This window comes from Devosia sp. T2-14 (assembly GCF_055397495.1).
In genome coordinates this window covers 1364557-1385426 of the sequence record NZ_AP027921.1, presented here as the reverse complement: position 1 = coordinate 1385426, position 20870 = coordinate 1364557, and the positions used below count along the sequence as shown (strand labels likewise).

The following is a 20870-nucleotide window of genomic DNA, read 5'->3' as shown; positions in this document are numbered from 1 at the left end:
GGCGGGCTCGATCCGCGGACCATCTGCCACTCGGCGTTGGTGAGGAGAGGCCCCCGGATCAAGTCCGGGGGCAGCGCCGAGTGGCTGGGATAGAGAGGCATCCGAAAACCGTGTGCGACCGGCTAAGGCTGCTTCTGGCACACCGGGCAGAAGAAGGTGGAGCGGCCGGATTGGACGATGCGCTGGATGGTGCCGGTGCAGAGCGGGGTGGGACAGGGATCGCCCTCTCGATCGTAGACGGCGAAGTTGTGCTGGAAGTATCCCGAGCCGCCTTCGGCATTGCGGAAATCGCGCAGGGTGGAGCCGCCCACTTCGATGGCTTCGGTGAGCACCTGGCGCACGGCATAGGCGAGGTCTTCGAGCGCGGCTTTCGGCTTGCCCTTTGCGGTGACCAACGAGCCCGCCAGCACGGTGGGCAGGATGTGGCTGCGGTGCAGCGCCTCGGCGACATAGATATTGCCCAGCCCGGCCACGACACGCTGATCGAGCAGCGCCGCCTTGATCGGGGTCTTCTTGCCGGTGAATTTATCGGCCATTTCCCCGGCATTGAAGTCATTGCCGAGCGGTTCGGGGCCAAGACCCTGCAGGTAAGGGCTGTCGGCGAGATCGGCATAGAGGTCGATAAAGCCAAAGCGGCGGGGATCGGCATAGATCAGGTGGCTGTGGCCATGGGCAGGGTGGAAGATGTCCCAGACCATGTGATCATGTTTGGGCTCGGTGCCCGCCTCGTAATAGCGGGGCGGCTTGTCAATGCCGTGCTCGGCAAAGCGCCAGGAGCCGGTCATGCCCAGATGGCTGAGCACGGTACTGCCGCTCGACAGGGTGATCAGCAGATATTTGGCGCGGCGGCCGACCGAAACGATCGAGTTGCCCTCCAGCGCGGCGGCCAGCCCCTCGGGGAAGGGGAAGCGCAGATTAGGGCGGTTGAGCACCACCTTGTCGATGCGCGCGCCCACCAGCCAGGGCTCGAGCCCGCGACGGACGGTTTCGACCTCGGGTAATTCGGGCATCGGACACAAAACTCCTTTACCTGTGCCGCTTTGCGCCATGGCAAAGCCGGGCGCGCTTGGATATGGTGCGCGCCGATCGAACAGCAAAGCGAGCAATGCCATGACCGAGGCGCGCGAGACCACTCATTTCGGCGAGCAGACCGTGGCCATGGACGACAAGCAGGGCATGGTCAATGCCGTGTTCCACAACGTTGCCGATCGCTATGACCTGATGAACGACCTGATGAGCGGAGGCGTGCACCGCCTCTGGAAGGACGCCATGGTCAGCGAGCTTGCGCCGCCCAAGGCCGGCACCCGCCCCTATCGGGTGCTCGACATGGCAGGCGGCACCGGCGACATCGGCATGCGCATCATCAATGCCTCGGTGGGCTATGCCGAAGTGGTGGTATCGGACATCAATGCCGACATGCTGCGCGTGGGCGCGGACCGGGCCAAGACCTGGCGCTATCCGGCGCAGGCGAGTTTCGTCGAAGCCAATGCCGAGGAGCTGCCCTTCGAGGACAACAGCTTTGACGCCTATACGATCGCCTTCGGCATCCGCAACGTGCCGCGCATCCAGAAGGCGCTGAACGAGGCCCATCGGGTGCTCAAGCGCGGCGGGCGTATCCTGGTGCTGGAGTTCTCGCAGGTCGACGTGCCGGTACTGGACACGTTCTACAAGCTCTACTCGGACCGCGTGATCCCGCCCATGGGCCGGGTGGTGACCGGGGATTCCCAGCCCTACCAGTATTTCATCGAATCGATCCGCAAGTTCCCCGCGCCGCCGGCCTTTACCGGCATGCTGACCGAGGCGGGCTTCAAGCGCGCCAAGTTCACCTCCTATACCGGCAATATCGCGACGCTGTTTTCTGGCTGGAAGCTCTAAGGCATGGGGATCTCGTCCTACTTCCGCCTGATCGGTGCGGGCTATGTGCTGGCGCGCGAAGGCGCCCTCTCCATCGTTTCGGCCAAGGACCTGCCGCCCGCCCTCGCCCCGGTCAAGGCCGGGATCTGGCTGGGACGGCTGATCGAGCGGCCCAGCGTGCGCCGCACCGGCCATGTCGAACGGCTCAACAAGGCGCTGAACCGGCTGGGGCCGACCTATGTGAAATTCGGCCAGGTGCTGGCGACGCGCCCCGACGTGGTGGGCCCGCAGATCGCCCATGACCTGGCGGGCCTGCAGGACAAGATGGACCCGTTCGACGCCAAGCTGGTGCCGGGCATTCTCGAAGGCGCGCTGGGCCCCAAGGCCGAGCAGCTGACCGAGCTCAGCGCCCCCATCGCCGCCGCCTCGATCGCGCAGGTGCATATGGCGCGGCTGCGGCCGGGCAATGGGACGGCGCAGACCGTTGCCGTCAAGGTGCTGCGGCCGGGCGTCGAAGACCGCTTCATGTCCGATATCGAGAGCTTCTATGCGGCGGCGGGGCTGGCCGAGCGCTTCGTCAAATCCACCCAGCGCCTGCGCCCCACCGAAGTGGTGGAAACGCTCGACCGCTCGGCCAAGCTCGAACTCGACCTGCGGCTGGAAGCGGCGGCCATCTCGGAAATGGCCGAGAATATCAAGGATGACAGCGGCTTCGTCATTCCCACCGTGAGCTGGGACCATGTGGCGCAGAATGTGCTGACAACCAGCTGGGTCGATGGCATTCCGATCCGCGACCACGCCGCGCTCGATGCGGCGGGAGTGGACCGCAAGGCGCTGGCCGCCAAGCTGCTGCAGAGCTTTTTGCGCCACGCCATCCGCGACGGGTTCTTTCACGCCGACATGCATCCGGGGAACCTGTTCGCCGATGCCAGGACGGGCGACGTCATCGCGGTCGACTTCGGCATTATGGGGCGGATCAACCGGAAGGAACGCCGCTTCCTTGCCGACATCCTTTACGGCTTCATCACCCGCAACTACCGCCTCGTGGCGCAGCGCCATTTCGACATTGGCTATGTGCCCAAGGACCAGTCGGTCGACGATTTCGCGCTGGCCATCCGCTCCATCGGCGAACCGCTGCATGGGCGCACCGCCGCCGATATCTCGATGGCCAAGGTGCTGGGGCAGCTGTTTGCCATCACCGACCTGTTCTCGATGCAGACGCGGCCCGAGCTGGTGCTGCTGCAGAAGAGCATGGTGCTGGTGGAGGGCGTCGCGCGCGCACTCGATCCCCATCTCGATATCTGGACCGTGGCCGAGCCGGTGGTGGGCGACTGGCTGCGCAAGGAAGCCGGTCCGCTGGGGCGGCTCGAGGATATTAGGGATCACTTCACCACCGCCGCCGAAGCCGCGGGGCGCCTGCCGGTGATCATCGCGCAGGCCGAACTGGCGCTGGCGGATTATCACGCCAACAAGCAGCCGCGCTCGGACCGCATGATGCGCAACCTGATGATGGCGCTGATGGGGCTGGGCTGCGTGACGCTGCTGGTCATTCTCTACAAGCTCACCCTGGGCGGCGGGCTGGCCTAGCCAGGCTTGCCGCCGGGGCAGCGGCGTCCTACCACAAGGAGGCGCGACTGTGGGGAGAGTGCGAAATGAACGTCATCAATCTGGGTAAACTGGCCGCCACGCTGTGGCTGGGCGCGACGCTAGCAGGCTGCATCGACGCCACGGTCGACGTGGCGCTGACCAGCGAGACCACGGCCAAGGTGACCATGACGCAGACCATGGGCCCGGACTTCTATGCCATGGTCAAGCAGGGCGGCGCGGAAGGCGGCGAAGAGTTCTGCGCCGAGGGCGAGCTGACCGAAGCTGCCGACGGCTCGGCCACCTGCATGGTGACCGAAGAGGGCGCCTTTGCCGATCTCAACATTTCCACGGACGACAATTCCATCAGCTTCACCCCGGCCGGTGCCGGGCTGGTGCGGGTATCGCTGCCGCTCGAAGACTTGCGCGGCGAAGCGGGCATGGACGAGCAGATCGACGACGAGTCGCGCGCGATGATGGAGGCCTTCTTTGCCGACAACACCATCACCATCCGCTTTTCCGGCATCGAGGTCACCGAGTCCAACATGACGATTTCGGGCGACCGGCGCGCCGCCGAAGCGGTGATTCCGTTCATGGACCTGATCAACACCGAGACCGTGCTGCCGACCGAGTACTTTGCCGTGGTGCGGGTACGGTGATGACGGGAGCCCATTCGATCGCACGGCTGGCCGGCATCCTGTCGCTGGGCAGCGTCCTGTGTGGTTTCATGTCCTATGATGTCGAAATCGCGGTGCAGAGCGAAACCGAAGCGCGGCAAACCGTGACGGTTGCCGTCGACGCCGAGATCAAGGCGCTGCTCGCACAGGCCGAGCTGCTCTATGGGCCGGGAGCGGCCTGGTGCGGCGAAGGCGAGCTGGCCGACACGGCAGACGGCGGCAGCACCTGCGTCACGGTCTCGCAGGGTTCCCTCGTGGAGCTCACCGCCGAGGAGCAGGGCGCGCTGGTCTATAGCGCGACCGGCAAGGGAGAGGTGCGCATCGCCTTCTTTCCCGCCATTCTCGCCGAGCTTACCGGCCTGACCGAACTCGCCGCAGAGGCAGCACCGCCGGCAGAAGCCCCCGTGGGCGGCAATGCGATCACGCTGCGCGTGGTGGGCCGCGACATCGTCGAGACGAACCTGGCGAGTGTCGTCGACAACACGACGGCCGAGCAGGTCCTGACGGTGTTTGACCTGATACAGGGCGGCGTCGCATTGCCGAACGAATTCTATGCCGTGGTACGGGTGCAATGATGACTGAAACACCGCTGAGCATTGCCCTGCGCTGGCTGCCCCATGGGGCGGGCCTTGCGGTGCCGCGCCAGCAGACTGCCGGTGCGGCGGGCATGGACCTCGTGGCGGCCTTTCCGGCCGGGGAAAACGTGGTGCTGGCGCCGGGCAAGCGCCTGCTGGTGCCGACCGGCTTTGCCATGGCGCTGCCCGTTGGCTTTGAGGCGCAGGTGCGGCCGCGTTCGGGGCTGGCGGTGAAATATGGCGTGACCGTGCTCAACGCCCCGGGCACGGTGGATGCCGATTATCGCGGCGAGGTGATGGTGCCGCTGATCAATCTGGGTGACGATGACTTCATCATCCGGCGCGGCGACCGGATCGCCCAGATGGTGGTCGCCCCGGTGATCGCCGTTGAATTCAGGCTGGAGGACAATCTTGATGACACCGAACGCGGCGCCAACGGTTTTGGCTCAACTGGCCACTAGGTTCCTGTCCGTGATGGTTGCGCTTGCCGCAACCATGGTCCCGGCTTTGGCGGGTGACCGGGCGGCCATCGACTTGATCGGCTATTCCGAAGACGGGCGCTATTTTGCCTTCGAGGAATTCGGGGTGCAGGACGGCTCGGGCTTTGCCTATTCTTCCATCTATCTCATTGATCTCGAAAATGACCGCTGGGTCGCGGGCACGCCGATCAAGGTGCAGGCGGACAATGAAGAGTTGTCGCTGCATGCCATCCGGGGCCAGGCGATGGAACAATTCGCCCCGCTCGGCGACAAGCACGCCATCCGCGAACCGGCCGAGTTCCTCGCCGTGATCGGCGATGGTGTGCCCGAGGCCGATGGATCGGCGCTGCGCTTTGCCGCCGTGGGCTATTCGGGCCCCGGCAGCGTGCAGGGCGATCACCAGCTCTCGCTCGAGACCTTCCCGCTGCCGAGCGCGCAATGCCAGGGCTATACCGATAGCGAGATTTTGGGCTTTGCCCTGAGCCTTGACGGCAAAGAACTGCAACGCGACACGCGCCTGCCCAGCTCGCGCGGCTGCGCGCTGGCCTATCGCATTTATGGCGTCGCGGCGCCGTTTCCCGGCTGGTCGGTCGAAAACGGCGTGGCGCTGATCTCGGTCTATCCCTTTGGCTTCGAGGGCCCGGACCGGCGCTTCCTGGCAGTTCCCCTTGGCCAGTGAGCCGCTATCGCCTGAAGAAACACGCCGCTATGCCCGGCACCTCGTGCTCAAGGGCATGGGCGGGGCCGGCCAGCAGGCGCTGAAGCAGGCGCGAGTGCTGGTGGTTGGCGCGGGCGGCCTGGGCAGCCCGGTGATCGCCTATCTCGCGGCGGCGGGCGTCGGTACGCTGGGCATTATCGACAATGACAGCGTTTCACTGTCGAACCTGCAGCGGCAGGTGCTACACAGCACCGCCGGGATCGGCCGCAGCAAGGTGGCGAGCGCCGGGGACTTCGCCGGGGCGCTCAATCCGCATGTCGCCGTGGTGCCGCATGACGTGCGGCTCGATGCGGGGAATGTGGCCGGGATCATGGCCGGATATGATCTCGTGCTCGACGGCACCGACAATCTGGCGACGCGCCGAATCGTGGCAGGGGCAGCTGCGGCGCGCGGCATTCCGCTGGTGTCTGGGGCGGTATCGATGTTTGACGGGCAGGTGACTGTGTTCGCGCCGGGCGGACCGGGCTTTGCGGCGCTCTATCCCGAGGAGGCCGACGATGCGGATCTGCCGAGCTGCGAGGCCACCGGGATTTTGGGGCCGCTGACGGGGGTGGTCGGCACGCTGATGGCCATGGAAGCCATCAAGGTGATCACCGGAATCGGCGAGCCGCTAATCGGCCGCGTGCTGATCTATGACGGCCGCGATGCGCGGTTTTCGGAGTTTTTGTATTAGGGGGCGTTCTCGGTGACCTCCCCCCTTGCAGGAGAGGTTGGCCCCGATAGTGGGGGCTCTCAACACCCCCTCCTAGCCTCCCCCTCGAGGGGGAGGGACCGCGCGGTGGGTAGGATGGAGAGGGGCCGTCAGGCCCGCCCCTAGATCAGATCAGGATGCTTGAAGACCAGGGCGGCGTTGGTGCCGCCGAAGCCGAAGGAGTTGGACAGGACCACGCCCAGATCGACGTTGTCGCGGCGCTGGCGCAGGATGGGCATGTCGGCAAAGGCCGGGTCGAGGGTCTCGATATTGGCGCTCTGGGCGATGAAGCGGTTCTTCATCATCAGGATCGAATAGATCGATTCATGCACGCCGGTGGCGCCCTGGCTGTGGCCGGTTAGCGACTTGGTCGCCGAGATGGGCGGGCACTTGTCTTCATTGCCGAACAGCGCGCGGATTGCCTCGATCTCCTTGAGATCGCCCACAGGCGTCGAGGTGGCGTGCGGGTTGATGTAGTCGACCTTCTCTTTGACGTTGGCCAGAGCCATGCGCATGCAGCGCTCGGCGCCTTCGCCCGAGGGGGCGACCATGTCGAGGCCGTCGGACGTCGCGCCATAGCCGATCAGCTCGGCCCAGATCTTGGCGCCGCGTGCCTTGGCGTGTTCGTATTCCTCCAGCACCAGCACGCCGGCGCCGCCCGAAATGACGAAGCCGTCGCGGTTGGCGTCGTAGCAGCGCGAGGCCAGTTCGGGCGTCTCGTTATAGCGCGAGCTCATGGCGCCCATGGCGTCGAACAGGTTGGAGAGGGTCCAGTCCAGATCCTCGTGGCCACCGGCAAACACGATATCCTGCTTGCCCAGCATGATCTGTTCCATGCCATTGCCGATGCAATGCTTGGACGTCGCGCAGGCGGCGGTGATGGTGTAGTTGACGCCCTTGATGCCGAAGGCGGTCGCCAGGGTGGCCGAAGCGGTGGAGCCCATGGCCTTGGGCACGGCCAGCGGCCCGATGCGCTTGGGGCTGAGCTTTTCGCGGGTCACGTCTGCCGCCTCGACGATGGTGCGGGTCGATGCGCCGCCCGAGCCCATGACGATGCCGGTGCGCGGATTGGAAATATCGGATTCCTCGAGACCCGCATCGGCAATGGCCTGCTGCATGGCGAGGTAGTTCCACGCCGCGCCCTTTCCCATGAAGCGGGTGACGCGGCGATCGAGAAGCTCAAACGGGTCCAGGCGCGGATCGCCCTTGACCTGGCTGCGGAAGCCCAGTTCGGCATAGTCCGGTGCAGCAACGATCCCGGGCTTTGCGGCGAGAAGGCTTGCGGTGACCTCATCCAGCGTATTGCCGATTGAGGAAATGATGCCCATGCCGGTGACGACTACTCGTCTCATAATATGCCTAGCTCCGTCGAAACTGTAGGGTACCTGCTGCCTCTGGCACCTCTTGTCGTTATTTGGGTATTGGTACGCTGAGCGCTAGGCTCAGGCGGTCTTTTGCTCGTTCATCTGGGCTTCGGTAAACAGCCCGACCCGCAGGTCCTTGGCTTCATAGATCACCTTGCCATCGGCCTTGACCCAGCCATCGGCGATGCCGAGCGTCAGGCGGCCCTTCATCACGCGCTTGAGGTCGATGCCGTATTCCACCAGCTTGACGTCGTCAGTCACCTGGCCGGTGAACTTGATCTCGCCACCCAGGGCGCGACCACGGCCGGGCTGGCCGATCCAGCTGAGGAAAAAGCCGGTCATCTGCCACACGGCATCAAGACCAAGGCAGCCGGGCATTACCGGATCGCCGATGAAGTGGCATTTGAAGAACCAGAGATCGGGGTTCACGTCGAGTTCGGCGCGGACCATGCCCTTGCCGAATTCGCCGCCGGTCTCGTCGATATGGGTGATGCGATCAAACATCAGCATGGGCGGCGCGGGCAGGCGTGCATCGCCCTGCCCCGGCAGCTCGCCACGGCCATGGGCCAGAAGTTCCTCGTACCCAAATGCGTTTTGCCGTTCGGCCATGGCTGATACCTCGGTTAACCAGTCGTTTCGTCTCGTATAGGGGCGGGGGAAGAGGGTCAAGCGGGCGCTAGTTGACCATTCGGCTCACAAGAAGCGGCGAAATAGCCGGGCTGCTTGTATGAACTTTGTGCGATGGCTATAAGGAACACAGTATTTCCGGCCCTTTCGTGCTCAAGGACCCAATGACAGATCGCACTCAGACCGCCCGGTCCCACCCTTCGCGCAAGCCCTGCCTCACCGCAGTTCTTCGCATGGCCGGTCTTCGCCCGACCCGTCAACGCGTTGCTCTCGCCGAACTGCTGTTTGGCGGACCGCACCGCCATGTCAGCGCTGAACAGCTGCATGGCGAGGCTTCCGAGGCGCATGTGAATGTGTCGCTGGCCACCATCTACAACACGCTGCACCAGTTCCACGAAGCGGGCCTGCTGCGCGAAGTGGCCGTTGATGCCTCGCGCTCCTATTTCGATACCGATACGTCCGACCACCACCACTTCTACGTCGAAGACGAGCAGCGGATGATCGACATCCCCGCCACTTCGGTGGAATTCGCCTCGCTCCCCGACGCCCCCAAGGGGATGGTGGTGAGCCATGTCGACGTGGTGATCCGCGTGCGCCGGGCGCAAGCCTGACGCTTGCACCAGCGCAAACCGAAACGTAGTGGGCGCGCGGCCGATTGCGCGCCAAAATCCGCGCTTCTGGCCGGGCGTTGGCGGGAAAACCGGCGCGGTGTCCAGCCCCCTGGGTCGGAAAAATCAGCATTCGCGGCGGTGACAGTGGCGCCTGCATCGCCCATATTGCGGCCTTGGGAAACAGCAGCAAGGGCGGCTAATGGGTCAAAAGGTCAATCTTAACGGCTACTTCGAGCGAATCGGCTTCGCCGGATCCATCGCCCCGACCTTGGCGACCCTCGAGACCATCCACGCGCTGCACCCAGCCGTTATCCCCTTCGAAAACCTCAATCCGCTGCTGGGCCTGCCGGTCTCGCTGGAATTGCGCGACATCGAAAAGAAGCTGCTGTGGGAGAAGCGCGGCGGCTATTGCTACGAGCATAACCTGCTGCTGATGGCCGTGCTGGCCGAGCTCGACTATGCCGTGAAGGGGCTGGCCGCACGCGTGCTGTGGTCCAAGCCCGACGCTACCGACAATCCGGCGACCCATATGCTGCTTTCGGTCGAGATCGGCGGCGCGAACTATATCGCCGATGCCGGTTTTGGCGGGCTGACGCTGACCGCCCCGCTCAAGCTCAAGCCGGATGTGGAGCAGGTGACGCCCCATGGCGTGTTCCGCCTCACCGGCGGGTCCCCCGAATGGCGGCTCGAAGCGCGGATCGAAGAGGCCTGGCGGCCGCTTTATGCCTTCACCACCGCCGAAGCCACGATGGCAGACTATGCGGCGGCCAATACGCGCCTGTCGACCGACCCCGAATCCCCGTTCCGCCAGGAATTGCGCGTGGCCCTGTCGCCGGCGGGCCGGCGCCTCGCCCTGCGCGACAACCGCTTCACGATCCACACTGAAGGCCAGCCTTCGGTGGGACGGCTGCTCGGCACCGTGGCCGAACTGCGCGAGGTGCTGACCGGCGAATTCGGGCTCGACCTGCCGGCGACCGACCTGCTCGATCCCAAGCTCGAAGCCATCGTGGCGCGCGTGAGCCCTGCGGAAAGCTGAGCCATGGCCCCTGTGGTTGTCGATCCTGCCAAGCTTGCCGAATTCGCCACCGCCGACGCCTTTTATGACTGGCTTGCCGCCAATCACGACAAAGCCGACGAAATCTGGATCCGCATCTTCAAGAAGAGCTCGGGCACGCCAACCATCACGCCGGTAGAAGCCATCGAGGTGGTGCTGTGCTGGGGCTGGATCGACGCCATCAAAAAGAGCTGGGACGATGTCTCGTTCGTGCAGCGCTATTGCCCGCGTCGCGCCAAATCGGTGTGGAGCCAGATCAACCGCGACAATGTCGCCAAGCTGATCGAGAATGGCCGGATGACCGAGCATGGCCTGCGCCATGTGGCGGCAGCCAAGGCCGACGGGCGCTGGGATGCGGCCTATGACACCAAGATGGAGCCGCCCGCCGAACTGGTGGCCGCCATTGCCGCGAGCCCAACCGCGCAAAAAACTTATGACGGGCTGACGGCGCAGAACCGGTTTGCCCTGACGTTTCGGGTGCATGGGCTCAAGACCGAAGCGGCCCGCGCCCGCAAGGTCACCCAGTTTGTCGAAATGCTGGAACGCGGCGAGACCATCTATCCGCAGAAGCCGCCGAAATGACCCGCCATCTCGCCCTGCTGCGCGGGGTCAATCTGGGCAAGCGCCAGGTCAAGAGCGAGGCGCTGAAGGCTGCTTTCGAGGCCATGGGCTTTGCCAATGTCAAAACGCTGCTGGCCAGCGGCAATGTGCTGTTTGACGCCGAACCCGAAGCGGTGCGGCGGGGCGATATCGAGGCGGCGCTGGAGGCCGCTTTCGGCTTTGACGTGGGCACCGTGCTGCGGACGCAGGACGAGATTGGGGCGCTGGTTGCTGCCGACCCGTTCAAGGGCCTGCGCGAGGACGCCGATACCAAGCTCTATGTCACCTTTCTCGCCGAGGCCGAGGCGCACACGCTGCCCATGCCCTGCGGGATCGAGGGGGATTTCGAGGTGGTGGCGCTCACGGATCGCGAGATCTGCATGATCGCCCATCGCCTGCCCAGCGGCCGCTATGGCCTGGGCATGGAACAGGTCTGGAAGCACTTCGGCAAGCAAAGCCTCTGGACCTCACGCAACTGGAACACCGTATTGAAAGCCGCACCATAAGCGGCGGGAGAGAGACTTCTATGATTACCGTCTTCGGCTCGACCAATCTCGATCAGGTCGGCACTGTCAGCCGCCTACCCATGCCAGGGGAAACCGTGGCCGGCGGCACGTTTTCGATGGCGGCCGGTGGCAAGGGCGCCAACCAGGCGCTGGCTGCCCGCCGCGCCGGGGCCGAGGTGCGCCATATTTCGGCAGTGGGCGCCGATGCCTTTGCCGGGCTGGCGCTGGAACTGCTTAGGGCTGATGGCGTCGATCTCAGCGCGCTCAAGGTAGTGGGCGGAGCCACCGGCATTGCCATGATCTTTGTCGATACAGCGGGCGAGAACGTCATCGCCGTGCTGCCCGGCGCCAATGGCAAGATGACGGCGGCCGATGCCGACACGGCGCTTGCGGGGCGCACTGGCGGCGTGATGCTGCTGCAGCAGGAAATTCCGCAGGAGGCCACGGTGCGGGCGCTGGAACTGGCCAAGGCGCAGGGCATCGTTTCGATCCTCAACACCGCGCCCTTCCTCGACAGCACCCGCGACGTGGCGCCCAAGGCCGCAATCCTGATCGCCAATGAAACCGAATTTGCGCTGCTGACCGGGCGCAGCATCGACGAGCTGGATGCCGCCATGGCGGACTGGGCCAAAACGCACCAGCAGACCGTAATCGTGACCCTGGGGGGCGACGGCGCCCGCGCCGTGACGGCCGATGGCAAGGCGATTGCCGTGCCGGCGCTGAAGGTGAAGCCGGTGGATACGGTGGGTGCCGGCGACACGTTCTGCGGATATCTGGCGGCGGGACTGGATGCGGGGCTCGACCTGGAAGCGGCGATGAAGCGCGCGGCAGTGGCGGCAAGTCTGGCTTGCCTCAATCCGGGCGCGCAGCCGGCCATTCCGCGGGCGGACGCCGTGGCGGAGGCGATGGCGTAGCGGCCTCGCGTTGAGGGCCACGATATCCGGGCTCCCGCCCCCACCCTTGATCCCTCCCCACCCAGGGGAGGGAGACGACTGGATCGGTTGTGGTCATCCAGAGAGACAAACAAACACCGATGCTGCCCGCGGACTTGATCCGCGGGCCATGAGCGGCGCGAACGAACCGAGAGGCCCCCGGATCAAGTCCGGGGGCAGCGCCGGTGTGCAAGGACACGTGAAGGGCCTCAAGCCTCGCGCAGCCCTTCCGCCACGGCGTCGATGAAGGCGCTGACCCGCCGGGGGACCAGGTGGCGCGAGGGGTGGAGGGTGTGGATGGGCAAGGTGGGCAGGGACCAGTCGCCCAGGATCTGCACCAGGGCGCCGCTGGCCAGGTCATCGCCCACCAGATCGAGCGGCAGGTAGACGATACCGGCGCCGTCGATGGCCATGGCGCGCTGGGCTTCGCCATTGTCGATCTCGATGCCGCCCTGCACGTCGACGGTGACCGGCGCGCCTGCCGCATCGACAAAGGTCCAGCGATTGCGCGGCACCAGGTTGAGATTGAGAATGCAGCGCGCGCGTTCGAGATCGCCGGGATGGCGCGGCGTGCCGTGCCGCGCGAGGAAATCGGGCGCCGCGCAACAGGCAAAGCGATAGGTGCCGATGCGCCGCGCCACCATGGCGGAAGACGGCAATTCTCCGATGCGCACCGCCAGGTCATAGCCTTCGGCCACCAGGTCGACGCGCCGGTCGGTGAGGTTCATTTCAAAGATGATGCCGGGATGGGCGGCGGTGAAGCGGGCGATGACCGCGGGCAGCCGGCGGATGCCGATGGTGGTGGGCGCGGTGAGCCGGATGCGTCCGGTGAGGGCACTTGATGCCGAAATCTCCTCCAGCGCGCCGGCGGCGTCGATCACCGCCTCGGCGCGACGCAGGAATTCCTGTCCGGTTTCGGTGAGGTGCTGGCTGCGCGTGGTCCGCTCGATCAGCTTGGCCCCAAAACGCTGCTCCAGGGTCTGGATGCGCCGGCCCACCATGGCGGGCGACAGGTTCAGCTGGCGCGCCGCCTTGGCAAAACTGCCGATGCGGGCGGCGGCGATGAAGGTGCGCAGGTCTTCGAGATCAGCCATTCGATATCGTTATGCAATTATGAAGCGCATATCCATGCAATTCTCTTTTCAATGGAAGAAGGGCATCTGTTGGTCATCGCAACCGAACACCACGGAGACTTCAGATGACCACCACAGCAATCATCGGCCTGGGCAATATGGGCAAGGGCATTGCCAAGCGCCTCGCCGGCAAGACCGAACTGGTGCTCGCCTCGCGCGACAGCGCCGCTGCCACCGCCTTTGCCGCCACCCTGCCCGCCGGCGTCGCCGTGGTGGACCAGGAGGCTGCCATTGCCCGCGCCGACATCGTGATCCTGGCCCTGCCCTATGACGCCGCGCTCGCCGCCGCTGCCAACCCGGCACTGGAAGGCAAGATCCTGGTCGACATTTCCAATCCGGTGAAACCCGACTTCTCGGGCCTGGCCATCGGGCACTCGACCTCGGCCGCCGAAGAACTGCAGGCCGCTGCGCCCAGCGCCAAGGTGGTCAAGGCGTTCAACACGATCTTTGCCTCGGTGTTCGACCTGCCCTCCGCCCAGACGACCGAAGTACCGGTCTTCGTGGCCGGCAATGACGAGGCTGCCGTCGCCAGCGTCGCCGAACTGGTCAAGCAGGCCGGGTTTGCCGTGGAAGCCACCGGCGGGATCGACGCGGCACGCCTGCTCGAACCGCTGGGCATGCTGAACATCCGCTTCGGCTATGGCCTGGGCCGCGGCACCGCCATTGCCCCGAACTGGACCAAGCTGGCCGCCTAGTTATTGGAGCCAGATCTCCTCGAAACACCAGCGCTGTCCGGGAACAGCGCCGTGGGTGGGTGAGTTAGGGGCCGCAAACTTGCAGTAGACCAAAAACAAAAAGGGCAGGTCCGGTGGACCTGCCCTTTTCTTGTGGTGATGCGGCTGCCTTATTTGGGCGCCAGCACCATGACCATCTGGCGGCCTTCCGAGCGGGGCTGGCTTTCGACCTTGGCCACGGCTTCGGTTTCGGCGCGGACCTTGAGCAGCAGCTGCATGCCGATGTCCTGGTGCGCCATTTCGCGGCCACGGAAGCGCAGCGTCACCTTGACGCGATCGCCATCATCGAGGAAGCGCTGCACGGCCTTCATCTTGGTCTGGTAGTCATGCGTGTCGATATTCGGACGCATCTGGACTTCCTTGACCTCGATCACCTTCTGCTTCTTGCGCGTCTCGGCAGCTTTTTTCTGCGCGGCGTACTTGAACCGCCCCAGGTCGAGCATCTTGGCGACCGGAGGGTTGGCATTGGGAGAGATCAGGACAAGGTCGAGGCCCTGTTCCTGGGCTTCTGCGAGGGCAGCGCGGGTGTTGACGATCCCGCGATTTTCGCCTTCAGCATCGATGAGTTGCACATCGGGGCTGGTGATATCTTCATTAGAGAGCGGCCCATCTTTCTGGGGCGCGACGGGTCTCATGGGACGACGAATGGCGGGGATCCTTGTATTATTAAGCCAACCGGTGAAATCGGGCATAAAATCGTGTTACGCGGACGATAAGTCAACTGGCAAACGCCAGAAAATCCGGCCTGTTGCGCCTTAGAGACGCGCCGCAAGTCCCTAACGGATTTGCCAGGCCAAACCGCTGGTTTCCAGCCCGAGTAGTTCGATGAGCATAGCACAGATTGAGAGCGACCGCATCACCCTTGGCACGGGCCCCCAGGCCCGCGAAATCGCCGTGCAGAAGCGGGCCGGCGGCAACCCGGGCCTGTTCTGGCTGGGCGGCTTCCGCTCGGACATGATGGGCAGCAAGGCGATGGCGCTCGACGCGCTGGGCGCCGAGCGGGGCCTCGCCGTGACGCGGTTCGACTATTCGGGGCATGGCGTATCGGGCGGCGAATTCAACCATGGCACCATCAGCCGCTGGCTCGAAGAGGCCGAAGCGGTGTTCGCCACCACCAAGGGGCCGCAGATCATCGTCGGCTCGTCGATGGGCGGCTGGCTGGCGCTGCTGCTGGCCCGCAAGCTGCTGGTCCGCGGCGAGCGCCCGCTTGGCATGGTGCTGATCGCCCCGGCCCCTGACATGACTCACGCGCTGATGCTGCCGGACTTCTCGCCCGAGGAGCATGAGTCGCTGCAGAATGTCGGCTATGTCGACCGGCCCAGCCAGTATTCGGAAACACCCTATCGCATCACCCGGGCGCTCATCGAGGATGGGGCGCAGCACCTGCTGTTTGGCGGGGTCATCGAAACGGGTTGCCCGGTCACCATCCTGCAAGGCGGCAGGGATGTGGACGTGCCGCAGGCCCATGCCATCAAGCTGGTGACGCATATCCTGCACGATCCGGTGACGCTGACGCTGATCCCCGATGGGGACCATCGCCTGAGCCGCGAGCAGGACCTGGTGCAGCTGCGCGAGGCGGTGCTGCGGCTGGTGGAACCGAACTAGGCCGCCGTCACCAGCCGGGTCTTCTGCATTCCGTCAGCATCAAAATTATCGGATGAGAGCCAGCGCTCGTATTCGGCACGCAGGGCCGGCCATTCGCCATCGATGATCGAGAACCAGGCGGTGTCGCGGCTCTCGCCCTTGACGATGCGGTCCTGCCGGAACAGGCCTTCATACTGGAAGCCGAAGCGGCGCGCGGCGGCCTTGGAGGGCTCGTTGCGGTCGTTGCACTTCCACTCGAAGCGCCGATAGCCGAGATCGTCGAAGGCGTGGCGAGCGAACAGGTAGAGCGCCTCGGTGGCAAGCGGCGTGCGCGCCATGGCGAGACCCCAGTAAACGCCGCCGATTTCGATCGAGGCATGTTCGGGGAAAATGCGCAGCCAGCCCTGCCGGCCGACGACGCGGCCGGTGGCACGATCGACCACCGCCACATAGCGGTCGGGACCGGAATTGACCTTCTCGATCCACTGCTCGACATCCTGCAGGGTCTGCGGCGCATGCTCGAAAAGCCAGCGATAGCGTTCCGGACCACCCTCGACGATCGAGGCGGCGAGCAGGCCTGGCGCATGCAGCCGGTCCAGCGGCTCGAGCCGGACATAGCGGCCCTCGAGCAGGATGGGCTGGGGCGCGGACTTGGCAGACTGCACGGTCATTTCTGGGCCTCATGGATGGCCGCAAGGCCGTGGCGATAAGTGGGATAGAGCAGCTCGATCCCCAGCGCCTGCTTGATAGCGGCATTGGAAACGCGCTTGTTGTCGGCATAGAAGCTGCGCTGCATCGGGGTCATTTCGGCAGTGTCGAACGGAACCTCCGGCGGCGGCGCCATGCCCAGCAGGGCCGCGGCATGGGTCACCAGGTCCTGCGGGGGCGCGGGCTCGTCATCGGCGAGGTTGAAGGTGCCATTCAGCCGCGCCTCGGCGGCCAGCGCGGTCACCCGGCCGATATCAGCGACATGGATGCGGTTGAACACCTGCCCGGGCTTGACCACCCGGCGCGCCGTGCCATCGGCGAGCTTGTCGAAGGTGGAGCGGCCGGGGCCATAGATACCGGCCAGGCGCAGGATGGTCAGCGGCACGCCGCGCCGCTCGGCATAGTCGCGCCAGGCCTGTTCGGCGAGCACGCGGCGGTCGCTGCGCTCGTTGCGCGGCACCAGTGGCGCGGTTTCGTCGATCCAGTCGCCGCCGAAATCGCCATAAACCCCGACCGTCGAATAATAGCAGAGCCATTCGAGCCCCGCCGCCGCATCGAGATCAGCCCGATGATGCAGCAGAGCCGGATCGCCATCGGCACCCGGGGCAATGGAAAACACCACATGGCTGGAATCGCGCAGATCGCCGCCCAGGGTCGGGCCGGGCGCGGTGCCGTCGAACAGGTGGGCGTGCAGCCTGCGGGCCCGCAGCGCCTCGAGCTTTTCGGGGCTGCGCACGGTGCCGCCGACAAAGCCATAGTGGCCCGAGGCCTGCATACGCTCGGCAGCCGCCTGCGAGGAATAGCCGAGGCCAAAGAAAAATCCGTTCATGGGTGCTTCACCGTCCATTCCGCTGCCACAGAGCTATCGCTTTCCTGCGCCTCATAGGCAAGGCGCAGCGCATCGGCGCGCGCCGGCGCCAGTCGCCGCAAGGCCCAGATCGCCGCGCCGCGCACCAGGCTATCCTCATGGCCGAGCCGTGCTTCAACCAGGGGCAGCATGGTCGCGTCTCCCGAATTGCCGATGGCCACGAGCACGTTGCGCAGGAACCGCGCCAGGCCGATGCGTTTGATGGGCGAGCCGGCAAAGAAGGCGCGGAACGCTGCATCATCGAGCTGCACCAGATCGGCGAGGGCCGGTCGCTCCAGTTCGGGCCGCGCCAACAGGCGCGCCTCGCGGCTCACCGAAGCGAACTTGTTCCAGGGGCAGACGGCCAGGCAATCGTCGCACCCATAGATGCGATTGCCCATGGGCGCGCGGAATTCGAGCGGTATGGGACCCTTATGCTCGACGCTGAGGTAGGCAAGGCAGCGCCGCGCATCGAGCTGGAAGGGCGCGGGGAAGGCCTTGGTCGGGCAGATATCGAGGCAACGCGTGCAGGAGCCGCAGCTTTCGGCATGCGGCTTGTCGATCGGCAGCTCGGCCGAGGTCAGAATGGCACCCAGAAACAGCCAGGAGCCGAATTCGCGGCTGACGACGACAGTATGCTTGCCCTGCCAGCCCAGGCCCGCCGCCTCGGCCATCGGCTTTTCCATCAGTGGAGCGGTATCGACGAAGACCTTGACCTCCGCGCCCGATCGGCGCGCCAGCAGGCCGGCCAGCTCCTTGAGCTTGCCCTTGATGATCTCGTGATAGTCGCGATTGCGGGCATAGACCGAGATGGTGCCGAGCGACTTTTCGCCGAGGATGGCCAGGGGGTCCGATTGCGGCCCGTAATTGATGCCCAGGACGATGACCGAGCGGGCCTGCGGCCACAGGCCATGCGGGCTGGCGCGCCGTTCGGCGGTTTCGGCCATCCAGTCCATATCGCCATGCCAGCCCGCTTCGAGCGCCGCCGCCAGCTTTTCGGGCAGGTCGGGGCGCGCATCGGCCGCCGCGATGCCAAAGCTGTCAAAGCCCAGCGCAGTAGCGCGGGCTTTCAGCTCGGCAACGAGCTTTTCGACCGGCAATGTCGCTGCGGTGACCAATGGGACCTCATGGAGAGCCTGTCGAACCACGAGGCCGGGCTCGCCGATCTCGTCACGACCTCGTCCTTCGACAGGCACAGGATGAGGTCTACTCTAACAACGCCCGGGCGGGCATTTCCGACCCACGCACTGGGAGATCAGAAATCGAGATCTGCATAACCCTTTTGCGGCGGCATGGCCACGACGCGGTCGTTGAGCAGGGTGCGGAAGGCGGGGCGCGACTTGATGCGCGAATACCAGTCGCGGGTTTCGCCCGCCTTGCCCCAGTCGATATCGCCCAGATAGTCGAGCGTCGACAGATGCGCGGCCAGCGCGAAATCCGCCAGCGTCATCGTATCGCCGGTGAGCCAGGCGCGGTTGGCAAACAGCCAGTTGAAATAGAGCATGTGCTCGTTGAGGTTGGCCTTGGCGACGCGCAGCACGGCCGGATCGGGGGTCGCGCCCTTGTGGTCGCGCTTGACGATCTTTTCCTCGAGCACGTAGCGGGTCACTTCATCATTGAGCTTGCCGGTGACCCATTCGATCATCCGCCACATTTCGGCGCGCGGACCCGGATCGGGCGGGATCAGGCCAGCGACGGAGCTGGGCGTATAGAGATCTTCCACCGTGTGGATATTGGCAAGCAGGCCAACTATCGGCTGGTCGCCATCGCCGAGCATGATGGGAAGCGTCGCCGCCGGATTGATTTCGAGCAGGCTGGCATCGCGCAACCAGGGTTTGATCTCCTCCATGTCCAACGGCACGCCATATTCCGCGCACATGAGGCGGATAAGTCGCGAAGATGGGTCCAGGGGATGATGCAGCAGGCTCGGCATTTGTGACGCTCGTCTCTTTTTGAGGCACTGCGGCGGAGCAGCTTGGCGCTCGTTGCGAACAACGTTAGAGCTTGCCGACGCCACAGGCTCGTTGGACTGAATTAGGGGATCAAATGAACGCCGATCAAGGTCTTTTTGTGCCGCTGGTCCTTGGAATTCTCGAAGGGCTTACTGAATTCCTGCCCGTGAGCTCCACCGGACACCTGCTATTGGCGGGTCATTTCTTCGGTTTGAGCCAACCAGCGACATTTATCGTGTTAATTCAGCTCGGGGCAATCCTCGCAGTTATCACCGTTTATTTTGCGAAACTGGTCACGCTGATCCGCGATGCCCTCACCGGCAAGGCCTATGCTTGGCAGTTTGCGCTGTCGGTGGTGCTGGCCTGCCTGCCGGCGGTGGTCGTTGGTGTACTGCTGCGCGAATACATTCAGGGCGAGCTTTGGGAATCGGCGCAGCTGATCTGCTGGACGCTACTGATCGGCGGCGTGGTGCTGCTGATTGTCGACCGGCTGCCGCTCAAGCCGAAATATGACGATATCTACCAGCTGCCCTGGCACGTGGCGCTGGTGATCGGCCTGTTCCAGATGCTGAGCCTCGTCCCCGGGGTATCGCGGTCAGGCGCGACCGTGGTGGGCGGCATGCTGTTTGGCGCCACCAAGCGCGCTGCTGCCGAGTTCACCTTCTTCATCGCGCTGCCGATCATGATCGGCGCCTTTGGCTATGACCTCTACAAAAGCCGCGACCTGATCGACAGCTCGATCGCGCTCAATGTCGCCATCGGCTTTGCCGCCGCCTTCGTCGTGGGCGCGCTGGTGGTGCGGTACCTGCTCGATTTTGTCAGCAAGTTCGGCTTTGCCCCCTTCGCCTGGTGGCGCATCGTGGTGGGTGGCGCAGGGCTGATCGCGCTGCTGTTCATGGGGAAGTAGCCCTCCCCGCCTCACCGGACAAAAAAGAAGCCCACGGGTCGCTCCGTGGGCTTTTCTGTGTGGGTGCTGTGCCCCTGTCTACTGTTCCAGCGGCTTATAGGTGGCCGGGATGGAGAAGAAGGCCCGCGGGATCTTGACGTCCTTTTCGACGTCAAAGAGCGAGAAGGTGAGCTCGGCGCCGCTCGGCTCGACCAGGCTCCACTGCACCAATTCCTTGGAATCGGTGTCAAAGACCAGCGACACTTGCACGGTGCCGGCCACGGTCTCGTCGATCACGGTGATCGAGATATAGCCATCCGAGGTGGTCACATCGACCACGTTGGCATTGAGCAGGTTGATCTTGTCGCCGAGGAACTGGCGCAGCGGGATCGAATCCTGCGGATAGGCGTAATAGGTCTCGTCGCGCCGGTTGAGCACGTAGAAGCCCTTGCCGACCGAGACGATTTCCTCGCGGCTGGGCGGGGCGTAGCGGAAGGCGATCTTGTCGGGGCGCTCAAGGAAGAACGTACCCTCGGTGCGCCCGCCATTGGTGTCGATCTGCAGGAACCGGCCGACCATGGTGCGGATCGCCGAGTTATGCGCGCCGATATCGGCGATGAGTTGCTGCTCCTCGGGGCTCAGCGCACGGTCAAGCGACCAGGCGGGAACGCTCATCGAGAAAGCGGCGGCTAGGCCGAGCAGCAAGGCATCGCGGCGAATCATGAGGGTTTTTTCCTGGCTGATAGGTGATGTC

General features: G+C 64.8%; 25 protein-coding genes. 15 read left to right on the top strand and 10 right to left on the bottom strand.

Translation table 11 applies throughout. From position 1 onward, the window contains the following. Window positions 1-122 precede the first annotated feature (122 nt). Window positions 123-1010: a bifunctional DNA-formamidopyrimidine glycosylase/DNA-(apurinic or apyrimidinic site) lyase gene (mutM, locus tag ACZ5WT_RS06885; protein ID WP_464286631.1), complete on the bottom strand. Its 888-nt coding sequence runs from the start codon at window positions 1008-1010 to the stop codon at window positions 123-125. Window positions 1011-1110: 100 nt separating this feature from the next. Here mutM and ubiE point away from each other — a divergent pair, with 100 nt between their 5' ends. The 7 genes from ubiE to ACZ5WT_RS06850 all read left to right on the top strand — a co-directional run bounded on the left by ubiE (window position 1111) and on the right by ACZ5WT_RS06850 (window position 6560). Continuing rightward, window positions 1111-1875, top strand: coding sequence for a bifunctional demethylmenaquinone methyltransferase/2-methoxy-6-polyprenyl-1,4-benzoquinol methylase UbiE (ubiE, locus tag ACZ5WT_RS06880; protein WP_464286630.1), 765 nt, complete (start codon window positions 1111-1113; stop codon window positions 1873-1875). A 3-nt stretch (window positions 1876-1878) separates the two neighbouring features. Next, window positions 1879-3441, top strand: a complete 1563-nt coding sequence (gene ubiB / locus ACZ5WT_RS06875; protein WP_464286629.1) for a 2-polyprenylphenol 6-hydroxylase — start codon at window positions 1879-1881, stop codon at window positions 3439-3441. Between the two features lie 65 nt (window positions 3442-3506). Continuing rightward, the gene (locus tag ACZ5WT_RS06870; RefSeq protein ID WP_464286628.1) at window positions 3507-4097 is read left to right on the top strand and encodes a hypothetical protein; all 591 of its coding nucleotides are present in this window, start codon (window positions 3507-3509) and stop codon (window positions 4095-4097) included. Then, entirely contained in the window at window positions 4097-4690 is a 594-nt protein-coding gene (locus ACZ5WT_RS06865; protein WP_464286627.1) for a hypothetical protein, read from the top strand. The genes ACZ5WT_RS06870 and ACZ5WT_RS06865 overlap by 1 nt, the downstream gene beginning before the upstream one ends. Next, window positions 4690-5151: a dUTP diphosphatase gene (dut, locus tag ACZ5WT_RS06860; RefSeq protein ID WP_464286626.1), complete on the top strand. Its 462-nt coding sequence runs from the start codon at window positions 4690-4692 to the stop codon at window positions 5149-5151. The genes ACZ5WT_RS06865 and dut overlap by 1 nt, the downstream gene beginning before the upstream one ends. A gap of 13 nt (window positions 5152-5164) precedes the next feature. Beyond that, window positions 5165-5848 (top strand): DUF2259 domain-containing protein, encoded by a 684-nt coding sequence (locus tag ACZ5WT_RS06855; protein ID WP_464287161.1) that lies wholly within the window; start codon window positions 5165-5167, stop codon window positions 5846-5848. Continuing rightward, window positions 5838-6560, top strand: a complete 723-nt coding sequence (locus ACZ5WT_RS06850; protein ID WP_464286625.1) for a HesA/MoeB/ThiF family protein — start codon at window positions 5838-5840, stop codon at window positions 6558-6560. The genes ACZ5WT_RS06855 and ACZ5WT_RS06850 overlap by 11 nt, the downstream gene beginning before the upstream one ends. 140 nt (window positions 6561-6700) lie before the next feature. On the opposite strand, the gene fabB is transcribed toward ACZ5WT_RS06850, so the two are convergent. After that, entirely contained in the window at window positions 6701-7930 is a 1230-nt protein-coding gene (fabB, locus tag ACZ5WT_RS06845) for a beta-ketoacyl-ACP synthase I (RefSeq protein ID WP_464286624.1), read from the bottom strand. Between the two features lie 90 nt (window positions 7931-8020). Next, window positions 8021-8551 carry a 3-hydroxyacyl-[acyl-carrier-protein] dehydratase FabA gene (gene fabA / locus ACZ5WT_RS06840; RefSeq protein ID WP_464286623.1) on the bottom strand — a complete coding sequence of 177 codons (531 nt, stop codon included), beginning with the start codon at window positions 8549-8551 and terminating at the stop codon, window positions 8021-8023. A gap of 251 nt (window positions 8552-8802) precedes the next feature. Between fabA and irrA the strand changes: the two genes are divergently transcribed. From irrA to ACZ5WT_RS06815, 5 genes are all read left to right on the top strand, one after another. Then, the gene (gene irrA / locus ACZ5WT_RS06835; RefSeq protein WP_464286622.1) at window positions 8803-9180 is read left to right on the top strand and encodes an iron response transcriptional regulator IrrA; all 378 of its coding nucleotides are present in this window, start codon (window positions 8803-8805) and stop codon (window positions 9178-9180) included. A 199-nt stretch (window positions 9181-9379) separates the two neighbouring features. Continuing rightward, window positions 9380-10216 (top strand): arylamine N-acetyltransferase family protein, encoded by an 837-nt coding sequence (locus ACZ5WT_RS06830; RefSeq protein WP_464286621.1) that lies wholly within the window; start codon window positions 9380-9382, stop codon window positions 10214-10216. Window positions 10217-10219: 3 nt separating this feature from the next. Next, window positions 10220-10816 carry a YdeI/OmpD-associated family protein gene (locus ACZ5WT_RS06825; protein WP_464286620.1) on the top strand — a complete coding sequence of 199 codons (597 nt, stop codon included), beginning with the start codon at window positions 10220-10222 and terminating at the stop codon, window positions 10814-10816. Beyond that, a complete protein-coding gene (locus ACZ5WT_RS06820) occupies window positions 10813-11340 on the top strand; it encodes a DUF1697 domain-containing protein (protein ID WP_464286619.1) in 528 nt (175 codons plus the stop codon). Before ACZ5WT_RS06825 ends, ACZ5WT_RS06820 begins: the two co-directional genes overlap by 4 nt. A gap of 20 nt (window positions 11341-11360) precedes the next feature. After that, complete coding sequence (locus ACZ5WT_RS06815; protein ID WP_464286618.1) at window positions 11361-12254, top strand: ribokinase; 894 nt, start codon at window positions 11361-11363, stop codon at window positions 12252-12254. A gap of 227 nt (window positions 12255-12481) precedes the next feature. Here the strand turns inward: ACZ5WT_RS06815 and ACZ5WT_RS06810 are convergent, their stop codons facing one another. Beyond that, window positions 12482-13366, bottom strand: coding sequence for a LysR family transcriptional regulator (locus ACZ5WT_RS06810; protein WP_464286617.1), 885 nt, complete (start codon window positions 13364-13366; stop codon window positions 12482-12484). A gap of 104 nt (window positions 13367-13470) precedes the next feature. Between ACZ5WT_RS06810 and ACZ5WT_RS06805 the strand changes: the two genes are divergently transcribed. Further along, the gene (locus ACZ5WT_RS06805) at window positions 13471-14100 is read left to right on the top strand and encodes an NADPH-dependent F420 reductase (protein WP_464286616.1); all 630 of its coding nucleotides are present in this window, start codon (window positions 13471-13473) and stop codon (window positions 14098-14100) included. 149 nt (window positions 14101-14249) lie between these two features. On the opposite strand, the gene infC is transcribed toward ACZ5WT_RS06805, so the two are convergent. After that, complete coding sequence (gene infC, locus ACZ5WT_RS06800) at window positions 14250-14786, bottom strand: translation initiation factor IF-3 (protein ID WP_464287160.1); 537 nt, start codon at window positions 14784-14786, stop codon at window positions 14250-14252. A gap of 178 nt (window positions 14787-14964) precedes the next feature. Here infC and ACZ5WT_RS06795 point away from each other — a divergent pair, with 178 nt between their 5' ends. Further along, the gene (locus tag ACZ5WT_RS06795; RefSeq protein WP_464286615.1) at window positions 14965-15744 is read left to right on the top strand and encodes an alpha/beta hydrolase; all 780 of its coding nucleotides are present in this window, start codon (window positions 14965-14967) and stop codon (window positions 15742-15744) included. On the opposite strand, the gene ACZ5WT_RS06790 is transcribed toward ACZ5WT_RS06795, so the two are convergent. The 4 genes from ACZ5WT_RS06790 to ACZ5WT_RS06775 form a co-directional block, all read right to left on the bottom strand. Next, window positions 15741-16394, bottom strand: coding sequence for a GNAT family N-acetyltransferase (locus ACZ5WT_RS06790; RefSeq protein WP_464286614.1), 654 nt, complete (start codon window positions 16392-16394; stop codon window positions 15741-15743). The two genes, ACZ5WT_RS06795 and ACZ5WT_RS06790, sit on opposite strands and share 4 nt — an antisense overlap. Continuing rightward, window positions 16391-17260 carry an SDR family oxidoreductase gene (locus ACZ5WT_RS06785; protein WP_464286613.1) on the bottom strand — a complete coding sequence of 290 codons (870 nt, stop codon included), beginning with the start codon at window positions 17258-17260 and terminating at the stop codon, window positions 16391-16393. The genes ACZ5WT_RS06790 and ACZ5WT_RS06785 overlap by 4 nt, the downstream gene beginning before the upstream one ends. Further along, entirely contained in the window at window positions 17257-18396 is a 1140-nt protein-coding gene (gene queG, locus ACZ5WT_RS06780; RefSeq protein WP_464286612.1) for a tRNA epoxyqueuosine(34) reductase QueG, read from the bottom strand. Before queG ends, ACZ5WT_RS06785 begins: the two co-directional genes overlap by 4 nt. A gap of 137 nt (window positions 18397-18533) precedes the next feature. Further along, window positions 18534-19139, bottom strand: a complete 606-nt coding sequence (locus tag ACZ5WT_RS06775; RefSeq protein WP_464286611.1) for a glutathione S-transferase family protein — start codon at window positions 19137-19139, stop codon at window positions 18534-18536. 185 nt (window positions 19140-19324) lie between these two features. Here ACZ5WT_RS06775 and ACZ5WT_RS06770 point away from each other — a divergent pair, with 185 nt between their 5' ends. Then, window positions 19325-20137 (top strand): undecaprenyl-diphosphate phosphatase, encoded by an 813-nt coding sequence (locus tag ACZ5WT_RS06770; protein ID WP_464286610.1) that lies wholly within the window; start codon window positions 19325-19327, stop codon window positions 20135-20137. 78 nt (window positions 20138-20215) lie between these two features. Here ACZ5WT_RS06770 and ACZ5WT_RS06765 read toward each other — a convergent pair whose 3' ends face one another. Beyond that, the gene (locus ACZ5WT_RS06765) at window positions 20216-20839 is read right to left on the bottom strand and encodes a LolA family protein (RefSeq protein ID WP_464286609.1); all 624 of its coding nucleotides are present in this window, start codon (window positions 20837-20839) and stop codon (window positions 20216-20218) included. Between the last annotated feature and the right edge of the window lie 31 nt (window positions 20840-20870).